This window comes from Paenibacillus sp. 1SOY10, from assembly GCF_056836745.1.
The window spans coordinates 308,739-326,150 of record NZ_JBXENK010000003.1 but is presented as its reverse complement, the minus strand read 5'-3'; the positions used below and the strand labels follow the sequence as shown (position 1 = coordinate 326,150).

The 17,412-nt window shown below is 50.0% G+C and carries 21 protein-coding genes; all 21 read right to left on the bottom strand.

Annotated elements, in window-relative coordinates; translation table 11 throughout:
• Nucleotides 1-5: 5 nt before the first annotated feature.
• The 21 genes from fabZ to AC1VOR_RS12240 all read right to left on the bottom strand — a co-directional run bounded on the left by fabZ (nucleotide 6) and on the right by AC1VOR_RS12240 (nucleotide 17,400).
• Nucleotides 6-428, bottom strand: a complete 423-nt coding sequence (gene fabZ / locus AC1VOR_RS12340; RefSeq protein ID WP_059050046.1) for a 3-hydroxyacyl-ACP dehydratase FabZ — start codon at nucleotides 426-428, stop codon at nucleotides 6-8.
• A gap of 342 nt (nucleotides 429-770) precedes the next feature.
• Entirely contained in the window at nucleotides 771-971 is a 201-nt protein-coding gene (locus tag AC1VOR_RS12335; RefSeq protein WP_059050047.1) for a DNA-directed RNA polymerase subunit beta, read from the bottom strand.
• 12 nt (nucleotides 972-983) lie between these two features.
• Nucleotides 984-1,805: a flagellar hook-basal body protein gene (locus tag AC1VOR_RS12330; RefSeq protein WP_482618193.1), complete on the bottom strand. Its 822-nt coding sequence runs from the start codon at nucleotides 1,803-1,805 to the stop codon at nucleotides 984-986.
• 29 nt (nucleotides 1,806-1,834) lie between these two features.
• Complete coding sequence (locus AC1VOR_RS12325) at nucleotides 1,835-2,731, bottom strand: flagellar hook-basal body protein (protein ID WP_482618191.1); 897 nt, start codon at nucleotides 2,729-2,731, stop codon at nucleotides 1,835-1,837.
• Between the two features lie 258 nt (nucleotides 2,732-2,989).
• Nucleotides 2,990-3,988: a rod shape-determining protein gene (gene mreB, locus AC1VOR_RS12320; RefSeq protein WP_059050050.1), complete on the bottom strand. Its 999-nt coding sequence runs from the start codon at nucleotides 3,986-3,988 to the stop codon at nucleotides 2,990-2,992.
• Nucleotides 3,989-4,227: 239 nt separating this feature from the next.
• Complete coding sequence (spoIIID, locus tag AC1VOR_RS12315) at nucleotides 4,228-4,512, bottom strand: sporulation transcriptional regulator SpoIIID (RefSeq protein ID WP_018750018.1); 285 nt, start codon at nucleotides 4,510-4,512, stop codon at nucleotides 4,228-4,230.
• Nucleotides 4,513-4,747: 235 nt separating this feature from the next.
• The gene (locus tag AC1VOR_RS12310) at nucleotides 4,748-5,491 is read right to left on the bottom strand and encodes a M23 family metallopeptidase (protein WP_059050051.1); all 744 of its coding nucleotides are present in this window, start codon (nucleotides 5,489-5,491) and stop codon (nucleotides 4,748-4,750) included.
• Between the two features lie 59 nt (nucleotides 5,492-5,550).
• On the bottom strand, nucleotides 5,551-7,218 hold the full coding sequence (gene spoIID / locus AC1VOR_RS12305) for a stage II sporulation protein D (RefSeq protein WP_482618183.1): 1,668 nt from the start codon (nucleotides 7,216-7,218) through the stop codon (nucleotides 5,551-5,553).
• Nucleotides 7,219-7,432: 214 nt separating this feature from the next.
• Nucleotides 7,433-7,807: a winged helix-turn-helix transcriptional regulator gene (locus AC1VOR_RS12300; protein WP_482618180.1), complete on the bottom strand. Its 375-nt coding sequence runs from the start codon at nucleotides 7,805-7,807 to the stop codon at nucleotides 7,433-7,435.
• A 182-nt stretch (nucleotides 7,808-7,989) separates the two neighbouring features.
• Entirely contained in the window at nucleotides 7,990-9,333 is a 1,344-nt protein-coding gene (gene murA / locus AC1VOR_RS12295; RefSeq protein ID WP_482618326.1) for a UDP-N-acetylglucosamine 1-carboxyvinyltransferase, read from the bottom strand.
• Nucleotides 9,334-9,586: 253 nt separating this feature from the next.
• A complete protein-coding gene (locus AC1VOR_RS12290) occupies nucleotides 9,587-9,838 on the bottom strand; it encodes a DUF1146 family protein (RefSeq protein ID WP_059050054.1) in 252 nt (83 codons plus the stop codon).
• 296 nt (nucleotides 9,839-10,134) lie between these two features.
• A complete protein-coding gene (locus AC1VOR_RS12285) occupies nucleotides 10,135-10,548 on the bottom strand; it encodes a F0F1 ATP synthase subunit epsilon (RefSeq protein WP_059050055.1) in 414 nt (137 codons plus the stop codon).
• 61 nt (nucleotides 10,549-10,609) lie between these two features.
• Nucleotides 10,610-12,001: a F0F1 ATP synthase subunit beta gene (atpD, locus tag AC1VOR_RS12280; RefSeq protein WP_482618174.1), complete on the bottom strand. Its 1,392-nt coding sequence runs from the start codon at nucleotides 11,999-12,001 to the stop codon at nucleotides 10,610-10,612.
• Nucleotides 12,002-12,036: 35 nt separating this feature from the next.
• Nucleotides 12,037-12,897 (bottom strand): ATP synthase F1 subunit gamma, encoded by an 861-nt coding sequence (gene atpG / locus AC1VOR_RS12275; RefSeq protein ID WP_482618172.1) that lies wholly within the window; start codon nucleotides 12,895-12,897, stop codon nucleotides 12,037-12,039.
• A 112-nt stretch (nucleotides 12,898-13,009) separates the two neighbouring features.
• A complete protein-coding gene (gene atpA / locus AC1VOR_RS12270) occupies nucleotides 13,010-14,524 on the bottom strand; it encodes a F0F1 ATP synthase subunit alpha (protein WP_482618168.1) in 1,515 nt (504 codons plus the stop codon).
• 15 nt (nucleotides 14,525-14,539) lie between these two features.
• Nucleotides 14,540-15,088 (bottom strand): F0F1 ATP synthase subunit delta, encoded by a 549-nt coding sequence (locus tag AC1VOR_RS12265; RefSeq protein WP_482618166.1) that lies wholly within the window; start codon nucleotides 15,086-15,088, stop codon nucleotides 14,540-14,542.
• Nucleotides 15,085-15,576: a F0F1 ATP synthase subunit B gene (gene atpF / locus AC1VOR_RS12260; protein ID WP_059050060.1), complete on the bottom strand. Its 492-nt coding sequence runs from the start codon at nucleotides 15,574-15,576 to the stop codon at nucleotides 15,085-15,087. The genes AC1VOR_RS12265 and atpF overlap by 4 nt, the downstream gene beginning before the upstream one ends.
• 112 nt (nucleotides 15,577-15,688) lie before the next feature.
• Nucleotides 15,689-15,901, bottom strand: coding sequence for a F0F1 ATP synthase subunit C (gene atpE / locus AC1VOR_RS12255; RefSeq protein WP_059050061.1), 213 nt, complete (start codon nucleotides 15,899-15,901; stop codon nucleotides 15,689-15,691).
• Nucleotides 15,902-15,997: 96 nt separating this feature from the next.
• Nucleotides 15,998-16,762, bottom strand: coding sequence for a F0F1 ATP synthase subunit A (gene atpB / locus AC1VOR_RS12250; protein ID WP_482618163.1), 765 nt, complete (start codon nucleotides 16,760-16,762; stop codon nucleotides 15,998-16,000).
• 34 nt (nucleotides 16,763-16,796) lie between these two features.
• The gene (locus AC1VOR_RS12245) at nucleotides 16,797-17,174 is read right to left on the bottom strand and encodes an ATP synthase subunit I (protein WP_059050063.1); all 378 of its coding nucleotides are present in this window, start codon (nucleotides 17,172-17,174) and stop codon (nucleotides 16,797-16,799) included.
• The gene (locus tag AC1VOR_RS12240) at nucleotides 17,167-17,400 is read right to left on the bottom strand and encodes an AtpZ/AtpI family protein (RefSeq protein ID WP_482618158.1); all 234 of its coding nucleotides are present in this window, start codon (nucleotides 17,398-17,400) and stop codon (nucleotides 17,167-17,169) included. Before AC1VOR_RS12240 ends, AC1VOR_RS12245 begins: the two co-directional genes overlap by 8 nt.
• Nucleotides 17,401-17,412 lie beyond the last annotated feature (12 nt).

Genomic DNA, 17,412 nt, shown 5'->3' with positions numbered 1-17,412 from the left:
ACATCTTAAGACAACGCAAACATAATTTCGCCTTCGGCGACGATCTTATCTTCTACCTTAGCTACGGCCCGGCCCTTGCCAATGGAGCCCTTCATACGAATGACGTCAACCTCCAAACGTAACGTATCCCCTGGCACAACTTGTCCACGGAAACGAAATCCGTCTAGTCCAGCTAAGAAACCGATCTTCCCCCGGTTGCTTTCCACATTCAATATAGCTACAGCTCCAACTTGAGCAAGCGCCTCAGTAATCAGAACGCCAGGCATTACGGGGTAACCAGGAAAATGTCCGGTAAAGAAAGGCTCATTAATCGTTACGTTCTTGATTCCGACGGCACGTTTCCCTTCCTCCAACTCAATAATCCGATCGACCAGCAGAAAGGGAGGACGATGAGGCAAGATCTCCTGAATTTCATTTGTATTTAACATATGTATATCTCCTTTCGGTTCATTATATCTGTATCTTGGTTTTCAACTGAACTACCTTTCAAAATGAATAAAAACAGCGGATTCCGGTCACACTGTAGTTATCCTTCGCCTCTGCAGAAGCGAAGGTTAAGATAAGGGGCTTATCCACAAGCGACCGCATGTCGTTTACGGATAAAGCCCTTTTTTCACATACAGTCCCCCATCATTATACATTTTCCGCGCAAAAAAAGAAAACTCCCGTTCGCCGAGAGTTCTTGGATATTTCTGGTTCATTTATTCTGTTTCTTCTATTATATATGCACTTGTATATACGTTGAATTTGCCGTTGGTACTCGACCCTGTTCAAGGTGCGAATACGAGATCAAAGACATGACGCCAAGTCGACCAATTCCAAATCTCGGAAGGGTCCTGCTTGCCAAATACAACATAGCCGACGACCGTACCTCCGGCCAATGCCAGCACAAGAATTAGCAATATAATGACAATGCGCAAGATTGAAACCCATGCCGCACGTCTCACCACTGGTTCATTCTCCTTACTCATGCAAACTACCACCTATCCGCGCAAGTTGTTAGCCAGGCCCATCATCGTCTCACCAGAAGTCAATGCCCGGGCCGCCAGTTGGTACGCGCGCTGCACTTGCACCATCTCAGCCATTTCATCTGTTAAATTCACATTAGATTCTTCCAACATCCCTTGACGTACACGCGCTTGACGATTCTGCGGCAAGGTTAGTGTATCAACCAAAGCAGCCGCTGGATCTACTCCTTCAGCCAGAACAAACAAGTTATCTCCTCTTTGCTGCAACGCTTCCGGCCGTTCAGGAGTGAGCAAGGCAATCCGCCCAAGAGCGGTGGTCTCTTCTCCCTCTGTAGCCAGAATATTTCCCTGCTCATCAATGCTTAGTGCTGCATTCGCAGAAAAAGTGATCGGATCTCCCTCCGCATTGAGCAGGACATAGCCTTGATTATTCACCAGAAAAGCGGCTTCTTCATCATCCGGATCAGGCTGAACATGAAAATCCCCCGCACGAGTGTAGACCACGGTGCCATCAGGAGTCAGAGCACTAAACAAAGCATTCCCCTCAATGGCCAAATCAGTAAAGTTACCTGTTTCCTTGAAGGAGCCTTGTTCAAAGCTCAAACCTATATGAGACATCCTCGAACCAAACCCAAGGTTAAAGCCCGAAGGAGTTGCCCGCCCAGGCAGAGAGAAATCCGAAGCATGCTGCTGTACCCGGGTTAAAGTATCCTCAAAGCTGGCTTCCTTGCGTTTATATCCTACCGTGTTCACATTGGCTATATTGTCAGCAAGCAGATCCAGCCGTTGCTGTATTCCGCTCATGGTTACCATCGCGCCGATGACAGAGTTATTCATGTCGCACCTCCTGTTTTAAACAGCCCCTATTATACGCGGCCAATTTCATTAACCGCCTTATCCAGGCTTCTATCGTAGTATTGGATGACCTTTTGATTTGATTCATAAGCCCGTTGGGCTGTCATGAGATCCACCATCGATTGGGCTGTATCCACATTGGATACTTCCACATATCTTTGCCGTACCTCGGCTGCGTCACCTGCAGCCAAAGCCCGAACTCCCGCTGCTTGCTCATTATCGATGCGGTAGACCCCGTGGCCATCCCGGATCATCTGATGGGGCTGCTCCACAACGGTAATGCCCAAGGTAGCAATGTCCACCTGTTCTCCGGCAGCGTCGATTCCTGTCAAATTTCCTGCGTTGTCACTAATCAAAGTATCAACTGCTACACCCACAGGTAAAATAACAGGGTCACCATCCACATCAAGCACCTGATGACCAGCAGAAGTTCTCAGTTCGCCTTCGGTATTTACCCGAAAGCTGCCGTCCCGCGCATAGCGGACGTTGCCTTCCTGATCTTCCACAGCAAAAAAGGCCTGTGGCTGATAGATCACTTCGCCATCCTCCGTTACAAACTTCCCGGAGACATCAAAAGGGATCGCTTCCCCAGTAGCTGGATCAACCAGACCAAGGCTAGAGATTAATGCGAAATCGGTCAGTTTACCGGTCTCCTTCAGGTCTCCTTGCGCAAACGAGGCCATGCTCTCTTCCGCAAACACTCCGTTCATGAGCTTCCCGATCGCAAGCTTGCCACCCGTCTGCTTATCGCCCACCAAGGAAATCAACATTTCGGGAAAAGAATGAGCTACCGTGTTCACTTGCTTGTAACCCGGGGTGTTCAAATTAGCAATATTCTGCGTCACCGTGTCGTGACGCCGCTGCTCCGCTATCATGCCGGAGGCTGCGGTATAGAGACCTCTTAACATGGCCTTCCCTCCAAACTATCTATATATTCAGCGCCCCTACGAGGCGATTCATTCCTTCTAGAAGTTGTTCAAAAAGTCGTCTTCCCATGACGAAGTTGTTCGAGGAGTACATTCGACATCGAATCTTGAATTCAGCCGGGCCTTCCGTTGCTCACGTAGATCTATCTACGCTCCGCTACTCAGTCCCTAACTTCATCCAACCTTCTCGGTCCTGTAAACCCGACTTTTTGAACACGCACTTCTTTATATATCGGCGGATCAGAACTTTTTCTTAAGCACCTTGTCCAAATTATCAAGCATGATGCCCGTTCCCTTTACAACGCAATGCATTGGGTCTTCGGCAATCAAGACAGGCACCCGCAACTCTTCGGCAAGTAGCTCGTCCAATCCGTTCAGCAGAGCGCCTCCCCCTGTCAGGATGACACCTCGATCAATAATGTCAGCGGAAAGTTCCGGCGGAGTGCGCTCGAGCACCGATTTTGCCGCAGATACAATAGAGGAGATTGGATCAGCTAACGCCTCTTGTATCTCATTAGCCGTAATTGTAATCGTCAGCGGAAGTCCGGATACCATGTCGCGGCCACGAATATCCATCTCGGCCACACGTCCGTTCGGATATACCGTCCCGATTCCAATCTTGATGTCCTCTGCGGTACGTTCCCCAATCAACAGTTTATATTTGGTTTTGATATATTTGATAATGGACGAGTCAAACTTGTCCCCCGCTATTTTAATAGACGAGGCCGTGACGATATCTCCCATAGAGAGCACCGCCACGTCCGTCGTCCCACCGCCGATATCAACCACCATGTTGCCGCTAGGCTCATAGATATCCATGCCAGCGCCGATGGCAGCGGCCTTCGGCTCTTCTTCCAGAAATACTTCCTTGGCGCCGCTATGCTCGGCAGCTTCCCGAATTGACTTCTGCTCCACGGATGTAATATTCGTTGGAGCACAGATCAAAATTCGCGGGTGGCTGTACCAGCTTCGGCCCCCTACCCGATCTATAAAATATTTCAGCATCGTTTCCGTAACTTCAAAATCGGCAATAACCCCATCGCGCAAGGGACGAATCGCAATGATATTTCCAGGCGTGCGGCCTACCATGCGTCTCGCCTCTTCACCTACGGCCAGCACTCGTCTCCCGTCGCTATCAATCGCCACAACAGAAGGCTCGTCAAGAACGACTCCCTTTCCTTTGACATGAATCAGCACATTGGCTGTGCCCAAATCAATACCAATATCCTTGCTCATCATTTGATCCCCCAAAGCGTATTTTTGTAGATCACGGAAAGGAAGTGCTGCCTATTTCCATGCCATATGGTAAAAGTCTCCCTTAGCGCAGAAGTTGTAATTCGACAAAAGTCGATGCAAATCGTTGATTTTCGGGATAATTGGATGAAAATCCACATAATCTTATACCATATTTAAAAATACCATACTTTAGGGGATGGATTCAATGATAATCGTCCGATAGAATGCTGCCGCATACACCACTAATTTAAGGAGCTGATCACCTCTCGTTTAGGTTCCCCTTTTTTTTTGTACTTAATCTTCGTCGCTTCTCCTCCGCGTAGATGGCGAATGGATTTGTGGTATTCGAGAATGTGCTTGACCTGATCGGCTAAATCCGGATTAATCTCCGGTAAGCGTTCCGTTAAATCCTTATGCACCGTGCTTTTTGATACACCAAATTCTTTGGCGATCGTCCGAACCGTATGCCGCGTCTCCACGATGCACCGCCCTATCTTAATTGTCCGTTCCTTGATGTAATCGTGCACGCTCCCGCCTCCCTCAACTCGAGATAGTTTGGTACATTATATGAGGGGCGGGCCTATATATTCTTTGTTTCCAAGCCTGACAAGCCTGGGCGAGGCCATTTATTTTACGGACAACCTCGAAAAGCGTGGTGAATAACTACGCAAAAAAAGGAGAGCTTTCGCTCTCCGTGGGCAGCAGTAACGTATTCTAGCTTGAAGAATACGCGGCCTGCCTTATAGGTTAGATGGGTTTAACTCAGTTCTTCGGAAGCACCGTTTCCGGATTGACCAATTGGTCGTTCTCGTAAATGGCGAAGTGCAAATGGTTATCGAGATCCTTCTCAATTTCATTGCGCCCGCTACTTCCGATGACATCACCTTGCTTGACTTCGATATCCTGCTTCACCGTGACTTCCGACAGACTTTCATACAAAGTCTTCAGATTGCTGGCATGGGTAATCTCCACTACATACCCCAGCAACGGTACTTCTTCCACTCGAGTCACCTTACCGCTCATCGCAGCGGTCACTTCAAATGGCTTACGATCTTCACGCGCCAGGTCAATCCCTGTATTTGGCGTAAACGTATCGTTGTACTGAACCAAAGCAGCTTGATGCTGTTCTGCCGTACCTTCTTTCTCATAGAAAGGCTTGACGACAGATACTTCGGCACTGTTAGCTACCGGCCAGGCCAGGTCTTCCGCGGACGCAATCACTTCCGTCGCTTCTTCCCCGTTCATCCCTTGTTGTGTCCCAGCTTCCTCGCCGGAGAGATCGACGGCATCGGTCACGCTGGCGGGGGTCGAATCCATCGGCTTGTTGCTCGCATCCTGGTAGACCCACACTAAGGTTAGTATAATTGCCGCTGCCGCCACATATGCTGCCGGGTAAACCCATCTCTTGGACAATAATCTCTTCCACGCGGATACCGGGGCTACCGGCTCTCCCAATCCATTTTTAGAAGACTCCTCGTGGGGTTGTTTGTTTTGATTTTCATTCATTTGTTCATCACCTCAGTAACCAGTGTTACCGGGGTCAACTCTTTTATACTTCGTTTATATTAAATTTTTTTCAAAAAGGAAGAGGCCTGCTCAAAATCGATCCCTGTATAGTAGTGTTTGAGAATCTGTGTGGTCGTGAATCCCTGCTTCGCCATGCCGTTGGCGCCCCATTGGCTCATCCCAACGCCATGCCCGTATCCATAGGTTGTAATCTTTACCTTGTCACCACTGAGAGCCAAGGTGAACTGGCTGGATCGAAGCTCCAGCTTCTCTCGTAATTCTCGTCCACTATAGGTCTTCTCTCCGATGCGGATTTCTTTCACTCTTCTGCCAGTCGTCCAGGAGAGTATTTGAAAGAGTTTATCGACCTTCAGCTTCATTTCCTTCTTGCCCTCTTCCTGAGCAAAAACAGCCATGGCCGACTGAACCGTCTTGGGAACGGGCTGACCCAGCTTGCGGTAAAGCTGCGTAAGTGGCAAGTCCACAGTCTCTTTGCTTTCCGGGTGAATTTGAGCATCCCATGGACTAGCCACGCTACGTAAATAGGGTACCTTCAACGACCAATATTCCTCTGAATTTTCAGTATACCCTCCGCTGGATGAGAAGAAGGCCGCAGTAATAGGTTGCCCGCGAAACGTCATCACAATTCCCTCGGTCTGACGTACCGCCTCCTGCAGCTTGGCAAGCTGAGCCGCCTTACCTTGCTCCGGCCAGGCCATCAGAACCGTGCGGGATAGATACGCCTGGTGGGCCGTCGTATCATTGACGTCGGCAGCACGGCCAGCCATATCCCCCGTCTCGTCCATAGCCAAGCGCCGGACGATATAGGTACGCGCGGCAATGGCCTGTGCCTTCAGGGCCGCGAGTTCAAAGTCTGCCGGCATCTCCGCGGCGAGCACGCCGGTGACGTATTGTTCGAGCGGCACGGTCTCGATCTTGCCGGTGCGCGTAAGATGAACGCGCACCGGCACCCCCTCCGTCAGCGCCACACCCGCAGGGGGTGCTGACGGAGGGGCGGCCACGCCCGTGCCTGGCGGGCCCGCCTCCGCCGGAGGCGGCACGGTCGCGCTGGCGGGCGGCTCAGCCGCTTGCGCCGCGGCCGGGTCCGGCGGCGCGGCTGGCGCAGCCGCGCGCCACGCGAGCATCGCTGGCAGCAGCAGCGCCAGCGCAAGCACGGCCAGCGCCGCCAGCCATGGCGCGGCGCGCGGTCCACGACGCCCGCTGCCAGCGCGGCGGGCGCTTCCTCGCGGGCGGACGGGTACCCGCACGCGGTCCGGCCCAGGGAGCAGCGGCGGCACCGCAGCTCCATCCCGCGGGGCGGCTTGCCCCGACAGTCCAGGCCGAACAGCTCGGCCTGGACCCTCCCGTGCCGCCCCCACCATCGGCCCTCCTCTTAGCTGAGGGCCCGTTAACGCTTGGCCAGGCTGCGCCGACTGGCCAGCTCTTAAGGATAGCGGACTCGCCTCAGGCACAGTCCTCTTCCCAATCCCCACAACCGGGCCTTTCTCAGCATCGGCCACGGCCACGAGTCCTCGCCCTACAGGCTTCTTTGTTTCCCTTCCAATCCCGGTACCCTCCGGCGCTTGCGCTCTGTGTCTTACTTGCTCCTTCTTTTCCTTCTCTTCATTGCCTGCTAATTGTGCCACTCTAGGCATTACATTTATTTTCAAAGAATCTGCCGTTCCTTTCTTCTTCTGCTTATCGGCCGGTCTATGCTGCTGCATCATTCCCACTGCACTCCCCTGCGTCTTCTCTCTTATACCTTTTCCCCGCTATACTTATAGATATGAATTTGTTCCAGTTGCTAGAACCCGTATTCATCCGATTCTCTCAATAAACACACCCTCTCAAATACAAGCTTCCCAGGTTGAGCTCAACTTCTTCCGTACAAAAAAACGACCCGGCGTCCCGGGTCGTTCTCATGCGCCAACACTATGGAAATTACACTTCTACCTGATCCTTGCTTCGATGTGGGGCCTCTTTCTTGTACAGCTCTCCCCATTCCTTCATTCTTTCAATAATCGGTACTAGCGTAGTACCAAATTCCGTTAAGGAATATTCTACCTTGGGCGGTACCTGCCGGTACACCTCACGATGCACAATACCATCCTGCTCCAGTTCACGAAGCTGCAAGGTCAGCATCCGTTGAGTGATGGTTGGACAAATTCTCCGGAATTCATTGAATCGAACCGGCCCGTCCATCAAATGATAGAGCAACAATCCCTTCCATTTGCCACCAATAATATGCAACGTAAATTCTACGGGACAACCATCACCCCTAGGATAAGTCTTATCTCCGTTTTCACGGCTTCCCATGTCGCTCGTCCCTTCCCAATAGTATATAAATGTAATCTATATGCTTTTAAGTTTGTACTCTTTATTTTAGGTCATAACCTTCAGAACCACAACCTCCATCAAAAGCAAAAAAAGAAGCTCCCTGCACATGATACCGTGAGAGAACTTCTTCTTCCTAAACTATAGACAAACGCATGAGTAATTTACGCCCATGACGGCTGTATTTTCAATATAGGGGTTTCTTCCTTGACGTTAGCCGTTACCTTATCGGCCTCCGCCACAGCTTCCTCTGCCGAAATGCGCCATATGTCGGCACCTAGACCCGTCAGTTTTTCCGCCAGGTCCACATAGCCACGATCAATATGGTGTGTGCCGCTTACTTCTGTCGTTCCATCAGCTACAAGGCCAGCAATAATAAGGGCTGCTCCCGCACGCAAATCCGTCGCACAGACCTTAGCGCCACTCAGTTTGGCTCTACCAGCCAGAATGGAACTGCGTCCTTCTACCTTGATATCCGCATTCATTAACCGGAATTGATCCACATGCATGAAACGATTCTCAAATACGGTCTCCGTGATGATGCTGCTGCCCTCTGATACTAATAGCAAAGCCATCATCTGTGATTGCATGTCGGTTGGGAACCCCGGATAGGGCAATGTCTTCACATCCACTGATTTCAGCGGCTTATCGGCAATCACGCGGACTCCATTTTCCTTGACTTCCACTCTGACGCCCATTTCCTCCAGCTTGGCAATTACCGGACCTAAATGGTCAGCAATAGCCCCTTCCACAAACACATTCCCACCCGTGATTGCAGCCGCAACCATAAACGTCCCGGCTTCGATTCGGTCAGGAATAACAGTATGCTCGCAACCATGTAGCTTCTCGACACCTTCAATGCGAATCATTCCTGTGCCGGCACCACGTACAACGGCTCCCATGCTGTTCAAATAATTGGCCAGGTCCACAATTTCCGGCTCCTTAGCCGCGTTCTCAATCAATGTCGTTCCTTCAGCAAGCGTCGCTGCCATCATGATATTTTCCGTGGCACCTACACTGGCAACGTCCAAATATATTTTTGCGCCGCGGAGGCGGCCATTCGATTTCGCTTCTATAAACCCGTGACCGAGGTTAATCTCGGCGCCCATCGCCTCAAATCCCTTAAGATGCTGATCAATCGGTCTTGTACCGATGGCGCACCCTCCCGGTAAGGAGATACGAGTAAATCCCGTCCGTGTCAATAACGGGCCCATGACAAGAAAAGACGCCCGCATTTTTCGCACCCACTCATAAGGCGCTTCACATGAAGCGATCTTGCGCGCATCAACCGTAATCACTTCCCGGTCATATGTAACACTCGCCCCAAGTGATTCCAACACTTTATTAATGGTCATCACATCGTCTAATGGAGGGGCATCGCGAATGATGCTAACCCCTTCTTCACCCAATAAAGACGCTGCAATAATCGGCAGCACTGAATTTTTAGCTCCGCTGACTTTTACGTTCCCGGCCAAAACATTGCCACCGCGGACGATAAATTTGCTCATCATGTTTCCCTCCGCGCGTTCATTTTCACTTTTTTCCCGATATGGAAAAAGATTAACCCGTTCATTCCCTAAATTTCATCATATCACCGGTCATTTAAGGCACACAAGGCTCTAATCCTGTCGAAAAAGCGTGTTTTGGCTCAGAATCCGCCGTCAGTCCCGTAGATGGACCTGCTTTCGAGTTGTAGTCCCTATTCACCATTGTTGACACAATGAATTGATGTTATTCGACATTTTCTCTGCCAAGCTGCATTCAGAACATGTATCTCAGCATCTGGGTGTACCCCCAATAATCCAATACAAATAAAGCGACATAACGCCCTAGCACGACGGCCAGCAAAAGCTGCAGTAATTTTCCCTGCGGCCCCTTGGGATTTCGGATAAATAAATCCAGCTTTAAGTTTTGCAGCGCCCACCAAGAAGCGGCGACACAGGCCAGTGATACCAGGATAGCCGTCAGGCCACCCGCGCCGACCGAAGCAGATGCCAGGTCGATCGGATTCATAATCTAATCCCCCATCACGTTCTATATTTATGCTGCAAGCCTCTAATCGGTTAATCCGCCAATTATAACCTTTTGAGTTAAATTTCACAATCTGTTAATATATATCGGTCACAAACATGTAAAAATATAGACCCTTTATATCATACTTGCCACCACGCAAATAATCCAGCTTTTCTTTCCTATGCAAGGGTTTTCATTTTACTCTAGCCTATAAAAATCAGACTAATGAACTATTCCTGGGATAAAAAAACGGGTGCCCATGAGGCACCCGTTAATAAAGCCGGATTCCTACAGCCTTACGGTTTATCGTGGCTGGATACGGTGATCCGGGTCACTGCTCTTTGCAACGCTAATTCAGCCCGACGATGATCGATTCGGTCCTGGTTGCTGCGTGCTGCCAGACGGCGTTCGGCACGTTCGCGTGCCGCGATGGCCCGCTCAATGTCGATCTCTTCTGGAAGCTCGGCGCTTTCGGCCAATACAATGACCTTATCGCCCTGTATCTCAACGAAGCCGCCATGCACCGCAATCGTTGTCGTTTCATTCCCCTTCTTGGCTACCACCGGGGCAACCTGAAGCGGCGTTACCAACGGGATATGCCCTGGCAGAACACCGAGTTCCCCTTCAATACCGCGGACAGTCAGACTGTCCACCTCTTTAGAGAACACCACATGCTCCGGCGTAACAATTTCCAATAATAAGGTGCTCAAGTTTATCCCTCCTGTTCGCGGGACCGTTCATTTCTGAAACATCCGCATTCACGGCGCGGTATTACAGCGTCTTGGCTTTCTCAACAGCTTCTTCGATGGTTCCTACGAACAGGAACGCGGCTTCCGGCAGGTTATCGTGCTTGCCCTCCAGAATTTCCTTGAAGCTCCGAACTGTCTCGGCAATCGGTACGTATTTACCCGAAATACCGGTAAACTGCTCGGCCACGTTGAACGGCTGCGACAAGAAGCGTTCAATCTTCCGTGCGCGAGCTACGAGCGTTTTGTCGTCATCCGACAACTCATCCATACCAAGGATGGCAATGATATCTTGAAGCTCCTTGTAACGAGCCAAAATTTGCTTAACGCCTTGAGCGACAGCGTAATGCTCTTCGCCTACGATTTCCGGCGTCAAAATCCGGGAACTGGATGCCAACGGATCTACCGCTGGGAAAATCCCTTTCTCGGAAATCTTCCGTTCCAGGTTCGTCGTTGCGTCAAGGTGAGCAAACGTCGTTGCCGGTGCAGGGTCAGTATAGTCATCGGCAGGTACGTAGATGGCTTGAATCGAAGTAACGGAGCCCTTCTTGGTAGAGGTAATCCGTTCTTGCAATTGCCCCATTTCCGTTGCCAGCGTTGGCTGGTAACCTACTGCCGAAGGCATACGGCCGAGCAAGGCCGAAACTTCGGAACCTGCTTGTGTAAAGCGGAAGATGTTATCGATGAAGAGCAGCACGTCGCGGCCTTCTTCATCACGGAAATATTCGGCCATTGTCAAACCGGTCAAGGCTACGCGCAAGCGAGCACCTGGAGGTTCGTTCATTTGTCCGAATACCATGGCCGTTTTCTCGATAACGCCAGATTCCGTCATTTCCATGTAAAGGTCATTTCCCTCACGGGTACGTTCCCCTACACCGGCAAATACGGAAATCCCGCCATGTTCATGAGCAATGTTCCGAATAAGCTCCTGAATGGTTACCGTTTTACCTACACCGGCACCTCCGAACAGACCGATCTTACCACCCTTGGCATAAGGCGCCAGAAGGTCGATAACTTTAATCCCGGTTTCCAGCATTTCAGCTTGCGTGGACAAGTCCTCGAATTTTGGCGGTTCACGGTGAATCGGGAATCTAAGCTCCGTATTGGCTGCTCCCTTATTATCAATCGTTTCGCCAAGCACGTTAAATACGCGGCTCAGCGTTGCTTCCCCAACTGGAACCGAGATTGGCGCGCCCAAGTCGAACGCTCCCGTTCCGCGAACCAGACCATCCGTTGAAGCCATAGCAATACAACGAACCAGGTTGTCGCCGAGATGATTGGAAGCTTCCAGCATCAAGGCCGCTTCACCGTCTGGTTTCTCGATTTTTATTGCGTTGAAGATTTCCGGCAGTTGACCACGTTCGAACTCAATGTCGACAACCGGACCCATTACGCTGACAACGCGTCCTTTGTTCATCTTCGTTTCCCTCCTAATAGTGCTACCCGGTACGATCAGCCTTGCGCATTCGCCCCAGCAACAATCTCCGTAATTTCCTGCGTAATCGCCGCTTGACGCGCACGGTTATAAGTCAAGGTCAATTCCCCGATCATTTTGCTTGCGTTCTTTGTTGCACTACCCATTGCCGTCATCTTTGCAGCCAGCTCGCCCGCCTTGCCATCAAGCAACGCGCCAAAAATAAGCGTCTCGGCATATTTCGGAAGCAAGACTCCCAATACACCTTCCGCTGAAGGCTCATACTCATAGCTGCTGGTTGGTCCGTCGTGCTCAACGGAATCGAATGGCAACAAGCGCTCTACCGTCGGTAATTGCGTAATGGCGTTTACGAAACGGTTATAACAGATATAGATCTCGTCAAATTGTCCGGCCTCAAAGCCTTGAACCGCTGCATAAGTCAGAGATTTGATATCCGCAAATTTCGGCGCATCCGAGAGCTCGGTCACTTCATGAATTACCGGATAATTACGGCGGTTCAAGTAATCGCGACCCTTGCGTCCAATGACAAACAAATCGTATTCGGATTTGGATGAATGCCGGCTTTGGATCAAGTCCGTCACTCTCCGCAGGATATTGGCATTATAACCGCCTACAAGTCCACCGTCCGACGTAATTACAATATAAGCCGTTCTCTTCACCGGACGCGATTCAAGCATCGGATGGGTAACCTCTTGGGTCCCTTCCGCAATGCTGGAAACCACTTCCTTCAGCTTATCCGCATAAGGCCGGGAGGCTTGCGCTCTCTCCTGAGCCTTCCGCAGCTTGGCCGAAGCTACCATTTCCATCGCCTTGGTGATTTGCCGGGTATTTTGAACGCTCTTGATTTGACGCTTGATCTCGCGCATCCCTTTTGCCATGATTTCACCACCTCAGAACTTTGGCAAAACATCATCGTGCCAAAGCTATCTTTTTATACAACTGCAGACCGGCGTTTTGCTCTATGGCCCAAGCCGGTTCATGCAGCTCATGTTATGCCAGCGTCGCGAAACCGCGTTTGAATTGCTCAATGACTTCCTTCAACTTCGCTTCGTTGTCTGCCGTCAGATCCTTGGTATCGCGAATCGATTGCAGTACATCATCATGCTGATGTTGAATGAAGGACAAGAATTCCGACTCAAAGCGGCGAACATCCGTCAGCGGAATATCATCCAGATAACCCTTGACCGCGGTATACAAGCTCACGACTTGAAGTTCAACAACCAAAGGCTGATTGACGCCTTGCTTGAGGATTTCCATCATACGTGATCCACGAGTCAAGCGCGCTTGTGTCGATTTATCCAAGTCGGAACCGAATTGCGAGAACGCTTGAAGTTCCCTATACTGGGCCAAATCCAAACGTAAAGTACCCGCAACCTTCTTCATGGCTTTGATCTGCGCCGAACCCCCTACCCGGGATACGGAGATACCTACGTTAACCGCCGGACGTTGACCTGCATGGAACAAGTCGGACTCAAGGAAGATCTGTCCATCCGTAATCGAGATCACGTTGGTTGGGATATAAGCTGATACGTCAGAAGCTTGCGTTTCAATGAACGGAAGCGCCGTAATTGATCCACCGCCAAGCTCATCACTCAGCTTTGCAGCACGTTCCAGCAAGCGAGAGTGCAAGTAGAAGACGTCACCTGGGAATGCTTCACGACCCGGTGGACGACGAAGCAGCAAGGACAATTCGCGGTAAGCCGCAGCTTGCTTCGACAAGTCATCATAAATAATAAGTACATGCTCGCCCTTATACATGAAGTATTCGCCCATCGCAACACCTGCGTATGGAGCAATATACAACAATGGTGATGGGTCAGAAGCTGCAGCGGTAACCACAATCGTGTAGTCCAATGCACCATAACGACGCAATGTTTCCACTACGTTAACAACGGTGGATTGCTTTTGACCGATAGCGACGTAGATACATTTCACGCCATTACCTTTTTGGTTAATAATTGTATCGATGGCAATCGCCGTTTTACCCGTTTGACGGTCACCGATGATCAGTTCCCGTTGACCACGGCCAATCGGAACCATCGAGTCGATCGCTTTAATCCCGGTTTGCATCGGTTCATGAACAGATTTCCGGTCGATAACCCCAGGAGAGTTGTTCTCTACCGGGCGGAATTCCGTCGTTTCCACAGGTCCCTTGCCATCTACCGGCTGACCCAACGGGTTAACGACGCGACCCAGCAATGCGTCCCCTACAGGAACTTGCATGATTTGTCCTGTGCGTTTTACTTCGTCACCTTCACGAATTTCGCTGTAAGGACCAAGAATAACGACACCGACATTACTTTCTTCCAGGTTAAGAGCAAGACCAAAAACGCCGTTCTCAAACTCTAACAGTTCGTTTGCCATGGCGTTCTCTAGTCCGTGGACACGGGCGATACCATCACCAACTTGAATAACGGTGCCGACTTCGGCCACTTCAATTTCTGATTTATATTGTTCGATCTGACTTTTAATCAGTGTACTGATCTCTTCAGGTCTGATACTCAAGTGTTTCACCCCTATCTACAGTGCTTGTCTTCGAAAAGACTTTTCGAGCCGTTCCAACTTGCCTGCCAGACTTCCGTCATAAACCGTATCGCCGATACGAATTTTAATGCCGCCGAGTAGGCTCTTATCAAGCTGTACCTGAACGCGCAATTTCTTCTTCAGCAGTTCACCAAACTCCTTGGCAATCGCCTGCTGTTCTTCCTCACCAAGTGGATATGCGGTATACACGGTAGCGTTGGCCAATCCGAGCGCATCACTCGCAACCTTCACGTAGCTATCCAGAAGATCGGGCAAAATGTCGAGTCTGCCCCGCTCCACTAGCAATTTAGCTAAAGAGGCAACGGACTCTGATAATTTCCCTTCCAATGCACCTTGAAGGGCATTCCATTTATCTACTTCCGAGAACTTGGGACTCAGCAGAAATTTTCGCACATCAGAATCATCATGGAGCGCAGCTACCAGAGCACCGAGCTCTTGTTCCACTTCCAAAGTACGTTCCTCTTTAGCGGCAATTTCATACAGCGCCTTAGCATATCGGCCAGCTACAACCGTATTGCGGCTCATGATTTAGTACCCACTTCGCTCAAATACTGATTGACGAGCTTCTCTTGCTCGGCCGGATTACTCTCTACCTCACGCCCAATCAGCTTGGACGCAATATTTACGGAATAAGAGCCAATCTCGCCGCGCAGGGCATCCAGTGTTTTCTTTCTTTCGCTTTCGATATCGCGAATGGCTTCTTCTTTCAGGCGCGTTGCATCATGCTTGGCTTGCTCCAGCAATTCATGCGCTTGCTTGCTGCTGCTTTGCTTGGACTGCTCGATAATGCCATAAGCCTCCTGGCGAGCTTGTTGAAGTGCTGCTTTCTGCTCTTCCACAAAGACCGTAGCCTGCTCCCGGGTTTGCTTCGCCTCTTCTAACTGGCCAAGCACCAACTCACGGCGTTTCTCCATTACTGCAAAAAGCTTGCCAAAAGCAAATTTATTTAACAGCCAATAAAGGATACCGAATGCAAGCATGGTAATCACAATATTTTCCCACAGTACTGTCAACGTTGTCACTCCTTTCCGTTAAGCACGACTGGCATTTCGCCCGTCGAAAATGTCCTCATAAAGCGAAGGCGCGGATGGCACCGGCCCTCCCCGCCAAACCTGTTACTATTATTTAGGAGAACATGATCAGGAACGCGATAACTGTTGCCGCGAGCGGAACAACTTCGACGATACCGACACCGATAAACATTGTGGTTTGTAGTTTGTTCGCTGCTTCTGGTTGACGAGCAATGGATTCCACCGTACTTTTTACAATCATACCGTTACCAAGACCTGCGCCAAGCGCACCCAAACCTACTGCAATAGCTGCTGCCAAAAATTCCATCTTTATTATCCTCCTCTAGACCTGTTTAATAGTTTTTTAAATAATATAATAGACCTCTGATAGGCTAATCAGCAAAGACTGCCGTCCCAGAGTTTATTAATGCTCTTCCTCGTGAATCGTCGTCTGCGAGATATACACCATCGTCAGGATGGTAAAGATATAGGCCTGCAACGCACCAACGAAGATACTGAAGCCCTGCCAGATACCCATAAACGGAATTCCGAAATATCCCATCTTCAGAATGACCGTGATCAATACCTCACCCGCAAAGATATTGGCGAACAACCGGATCGCCAGCGCGATCGGCTTGGCCAAATTCTCAATAATATTAAGTGGAAGGAAGATCGGGAACGGTTCAATGTAATGCTTGAGATAATGTTTCCGGTTGTTACGCAGTCCAAGATAATTCATCAGAATGAAGACGACGAGGGCAAGTCCTGCCGTAACCGAGATATCAGCCGTCGGTGATTTCCACCATAGAATTTCAGCATGTGCTCCATTCGACAAGGTTCTTGTCGCTTCGATTACATGACCAAAAATCATTTCCGGCTTATGCGCTTCAGTAATGAAGCCCATTGGCAATCCAAGCAAATTAGAAACCAAAATAAAAAGAATCAGTGTGAGTCCCAAGGATACGTAAGGTTTACCCTTCTTTAAATCCATGGTGCCCCCGATAATGCCCTGAACGAATTCGACAACCCATTCCATAAAGTTTTGCATTTTCGTCGGATTCTCGACAGAGACGTTAGCCACAGCCAATCGGCAGACCAAGAACACGATTCCCATCGTAACCAGGAGCATCAGCACTGCGGATAAATCCAAGTTAAATCCTCCAAGATTGATTATTGGCGCATCATGCATAGTATGTACTCCCCCCCTTCTGGCGTTAGGCTGTTCAAGACTTGTTTCTAAGCCCGACCACAATGCTGGTCGGAATCGTCAACAATTGCGGGACAAAAAAACCGATAAGCGTGCCTGCCAATGAGACTTGCTCCAGCTTAACCGCAACCATGACAGTCAGCAAAACCAAACAGATCCTCGTGAGCAATCCGAAGCTGAAGCGACTCTTCTCCGTGCTAACTGCTATTTCAGCCAACTGACGTACCTTGACGGATAGAAACCGCGTATACGAAAGCCCACCTACCAAGCCTAGCAGCAAACCCGCAAACAGAGGTCTTTGCTCCGGGAGTAATACCCATCCAAGCAGCAAAGCGGATAATAACATTAGCGTCGTCCGCGTCACCGTGGCCACTATAGAGTTCAAGTCATCCATCCTTCTCCCCCACAACTTTATAGATGAGGATAAATAAATTGGCGATACCTAACAACAGCCCCGTGATTGTCCCGATTGCAATCCAATACCTAGGACCACCAAGCCATTCCGCCAACCACTTTGAGCCCCAATAGCCGGCAACGATATAAACCGCAAGCATAACACCCGCGCCTCCAATATAGGCGCCCATAAACCAAGGGTTTACATTGTTATCATTTCTTCTCATCTTTGCAATCCC

What these genes read in the sequence shown, in the direction of transcription:
- fabZ (WP_059050046.1), bottom strand. Translation starts at nt 428, where the DNA reads ATGTTAAATACAAATGAAATTCAGGAGATCTTGCCTCATCGTCCTCCC.
- AC1VOR_RS12335 (WP_059050047.1), bottom strand. Translation starts at nt 971, where the DNA reads ATGAGTAAGGAGAATGAACCAGTGGTGAGACGTGCGGCATGGGTTTCA.
- AC1VOR_RS12330 (WP_482618193.1), bottom strand. Translation starts at nt 1,805, where the DNA reads ATGAATAACTCTGTCATCGGCGCGATGGTAACCATGAGCGGAATACAG.
- AC1VOR_RS12325 (WP_482618191.1), bottom strand. Translation starts at nt 2,731, where the DNA reads ATGTTAAGAGGTCTCTATACCGCAGCCTCCGGCATGATAGCGGAGCAG.
- mreB (WP_059050050.1), bottom strand. Translation starts at nt 3,988, where the DNA reads ATGATGAGCAAGGATATTGGTATTGATTTGGGCACAGCCAATGTGCTG.
- AC1VOR_RS12310 (WP_059050051.1), bottom strand. Translation starts at nt 5,491, where the DNA reads ATGAATGAAAATCAAAACAAACAACCCCACGAGGAGTCTTCTAAAAAT.
- spoIID (WP_482618183.1), bottom strand. Translation starts at nt 7,218, where the DNA reads ATGATGCAGCAGCATAGACCGGCCGATAAGCAGAAGAAGAAAGGAACG.
- AC1VOR_RS12300 (WP_482618180.1), bottom strand. Translation starts at nt 7,807, where the DNA reads ATGGGAAGCCGTGAAAACGGAGATAAGACTTATCCTAGGGGTGATGGT.
- murA (WP_482618326.1), bottom strand. Translation starts at nt 9,333, where the DNA reads ATGAGCAAATTTATCGTCCGCGGTGGCAATGTTTTGGCCGGGAACGTA.
- AC1VOR_RS12290 (WP_059050054.1), bottom strand. Translation starts at nt 9,838, where the DNA reads ATGAATCCGATCGACCTGGCATCTGCTTCGGTCGGCGCGGGTGGCCTG.
- atpD (WP_482618174.1), bottom strand. Translation starts at nt 12,001, where the DNA reads ATGAACAAAGGACGCGTTGTCAGCGTAATGGGTCCGGTTGTCGACATT.
- atpG (WP_482618172.1), bottom strand. Translation starts at nt 12,897, where the DNA reads ATGGCAAAAGGGATGCGCGAGATCAAGCGTCAAATCAAGAGCGTTCAA.
- AC1VOR_RS12265 (WP_482618166.1), bottom strand. Translation starts at nt 15,088, where the DNA reads ATGAGCCGCAATACGGTTGTAGCTGGCCGATATGCTAAGGCGCTGTAT.
- atpE (WP_059050061.1), bottom strand. Translation starts at nt 15,901, where the DNA reads ATGGAATTTTTGGCAGCAGCTATTGCAGTAGGTTTGGGTGCGCTTGGC.
- atpB (WP_482618163.1), bottom strand. Translation starts at nt 16,762, where the DNA reads ATGCATGATGCGCCAATAATCAATCTTGGAGGATTTAACTTGGATTTA.
- AC1VOR_RS12245 (WP_059050063.1), bottom strand. Translation starts at nt 17,174, where the DNA reads ATGGATGACTTGAACTCTATAGTGGCCACGGTGACGCGGACGACGCTA.
- AC1VOR_RS12240 (WP_482618158.1), bottom strand. Translation starts at nt 17,400, where the DNA reads ATGAGAAGAAATGATAACAATGTAAACCCTTGGTTTATGGGCGCCTAT.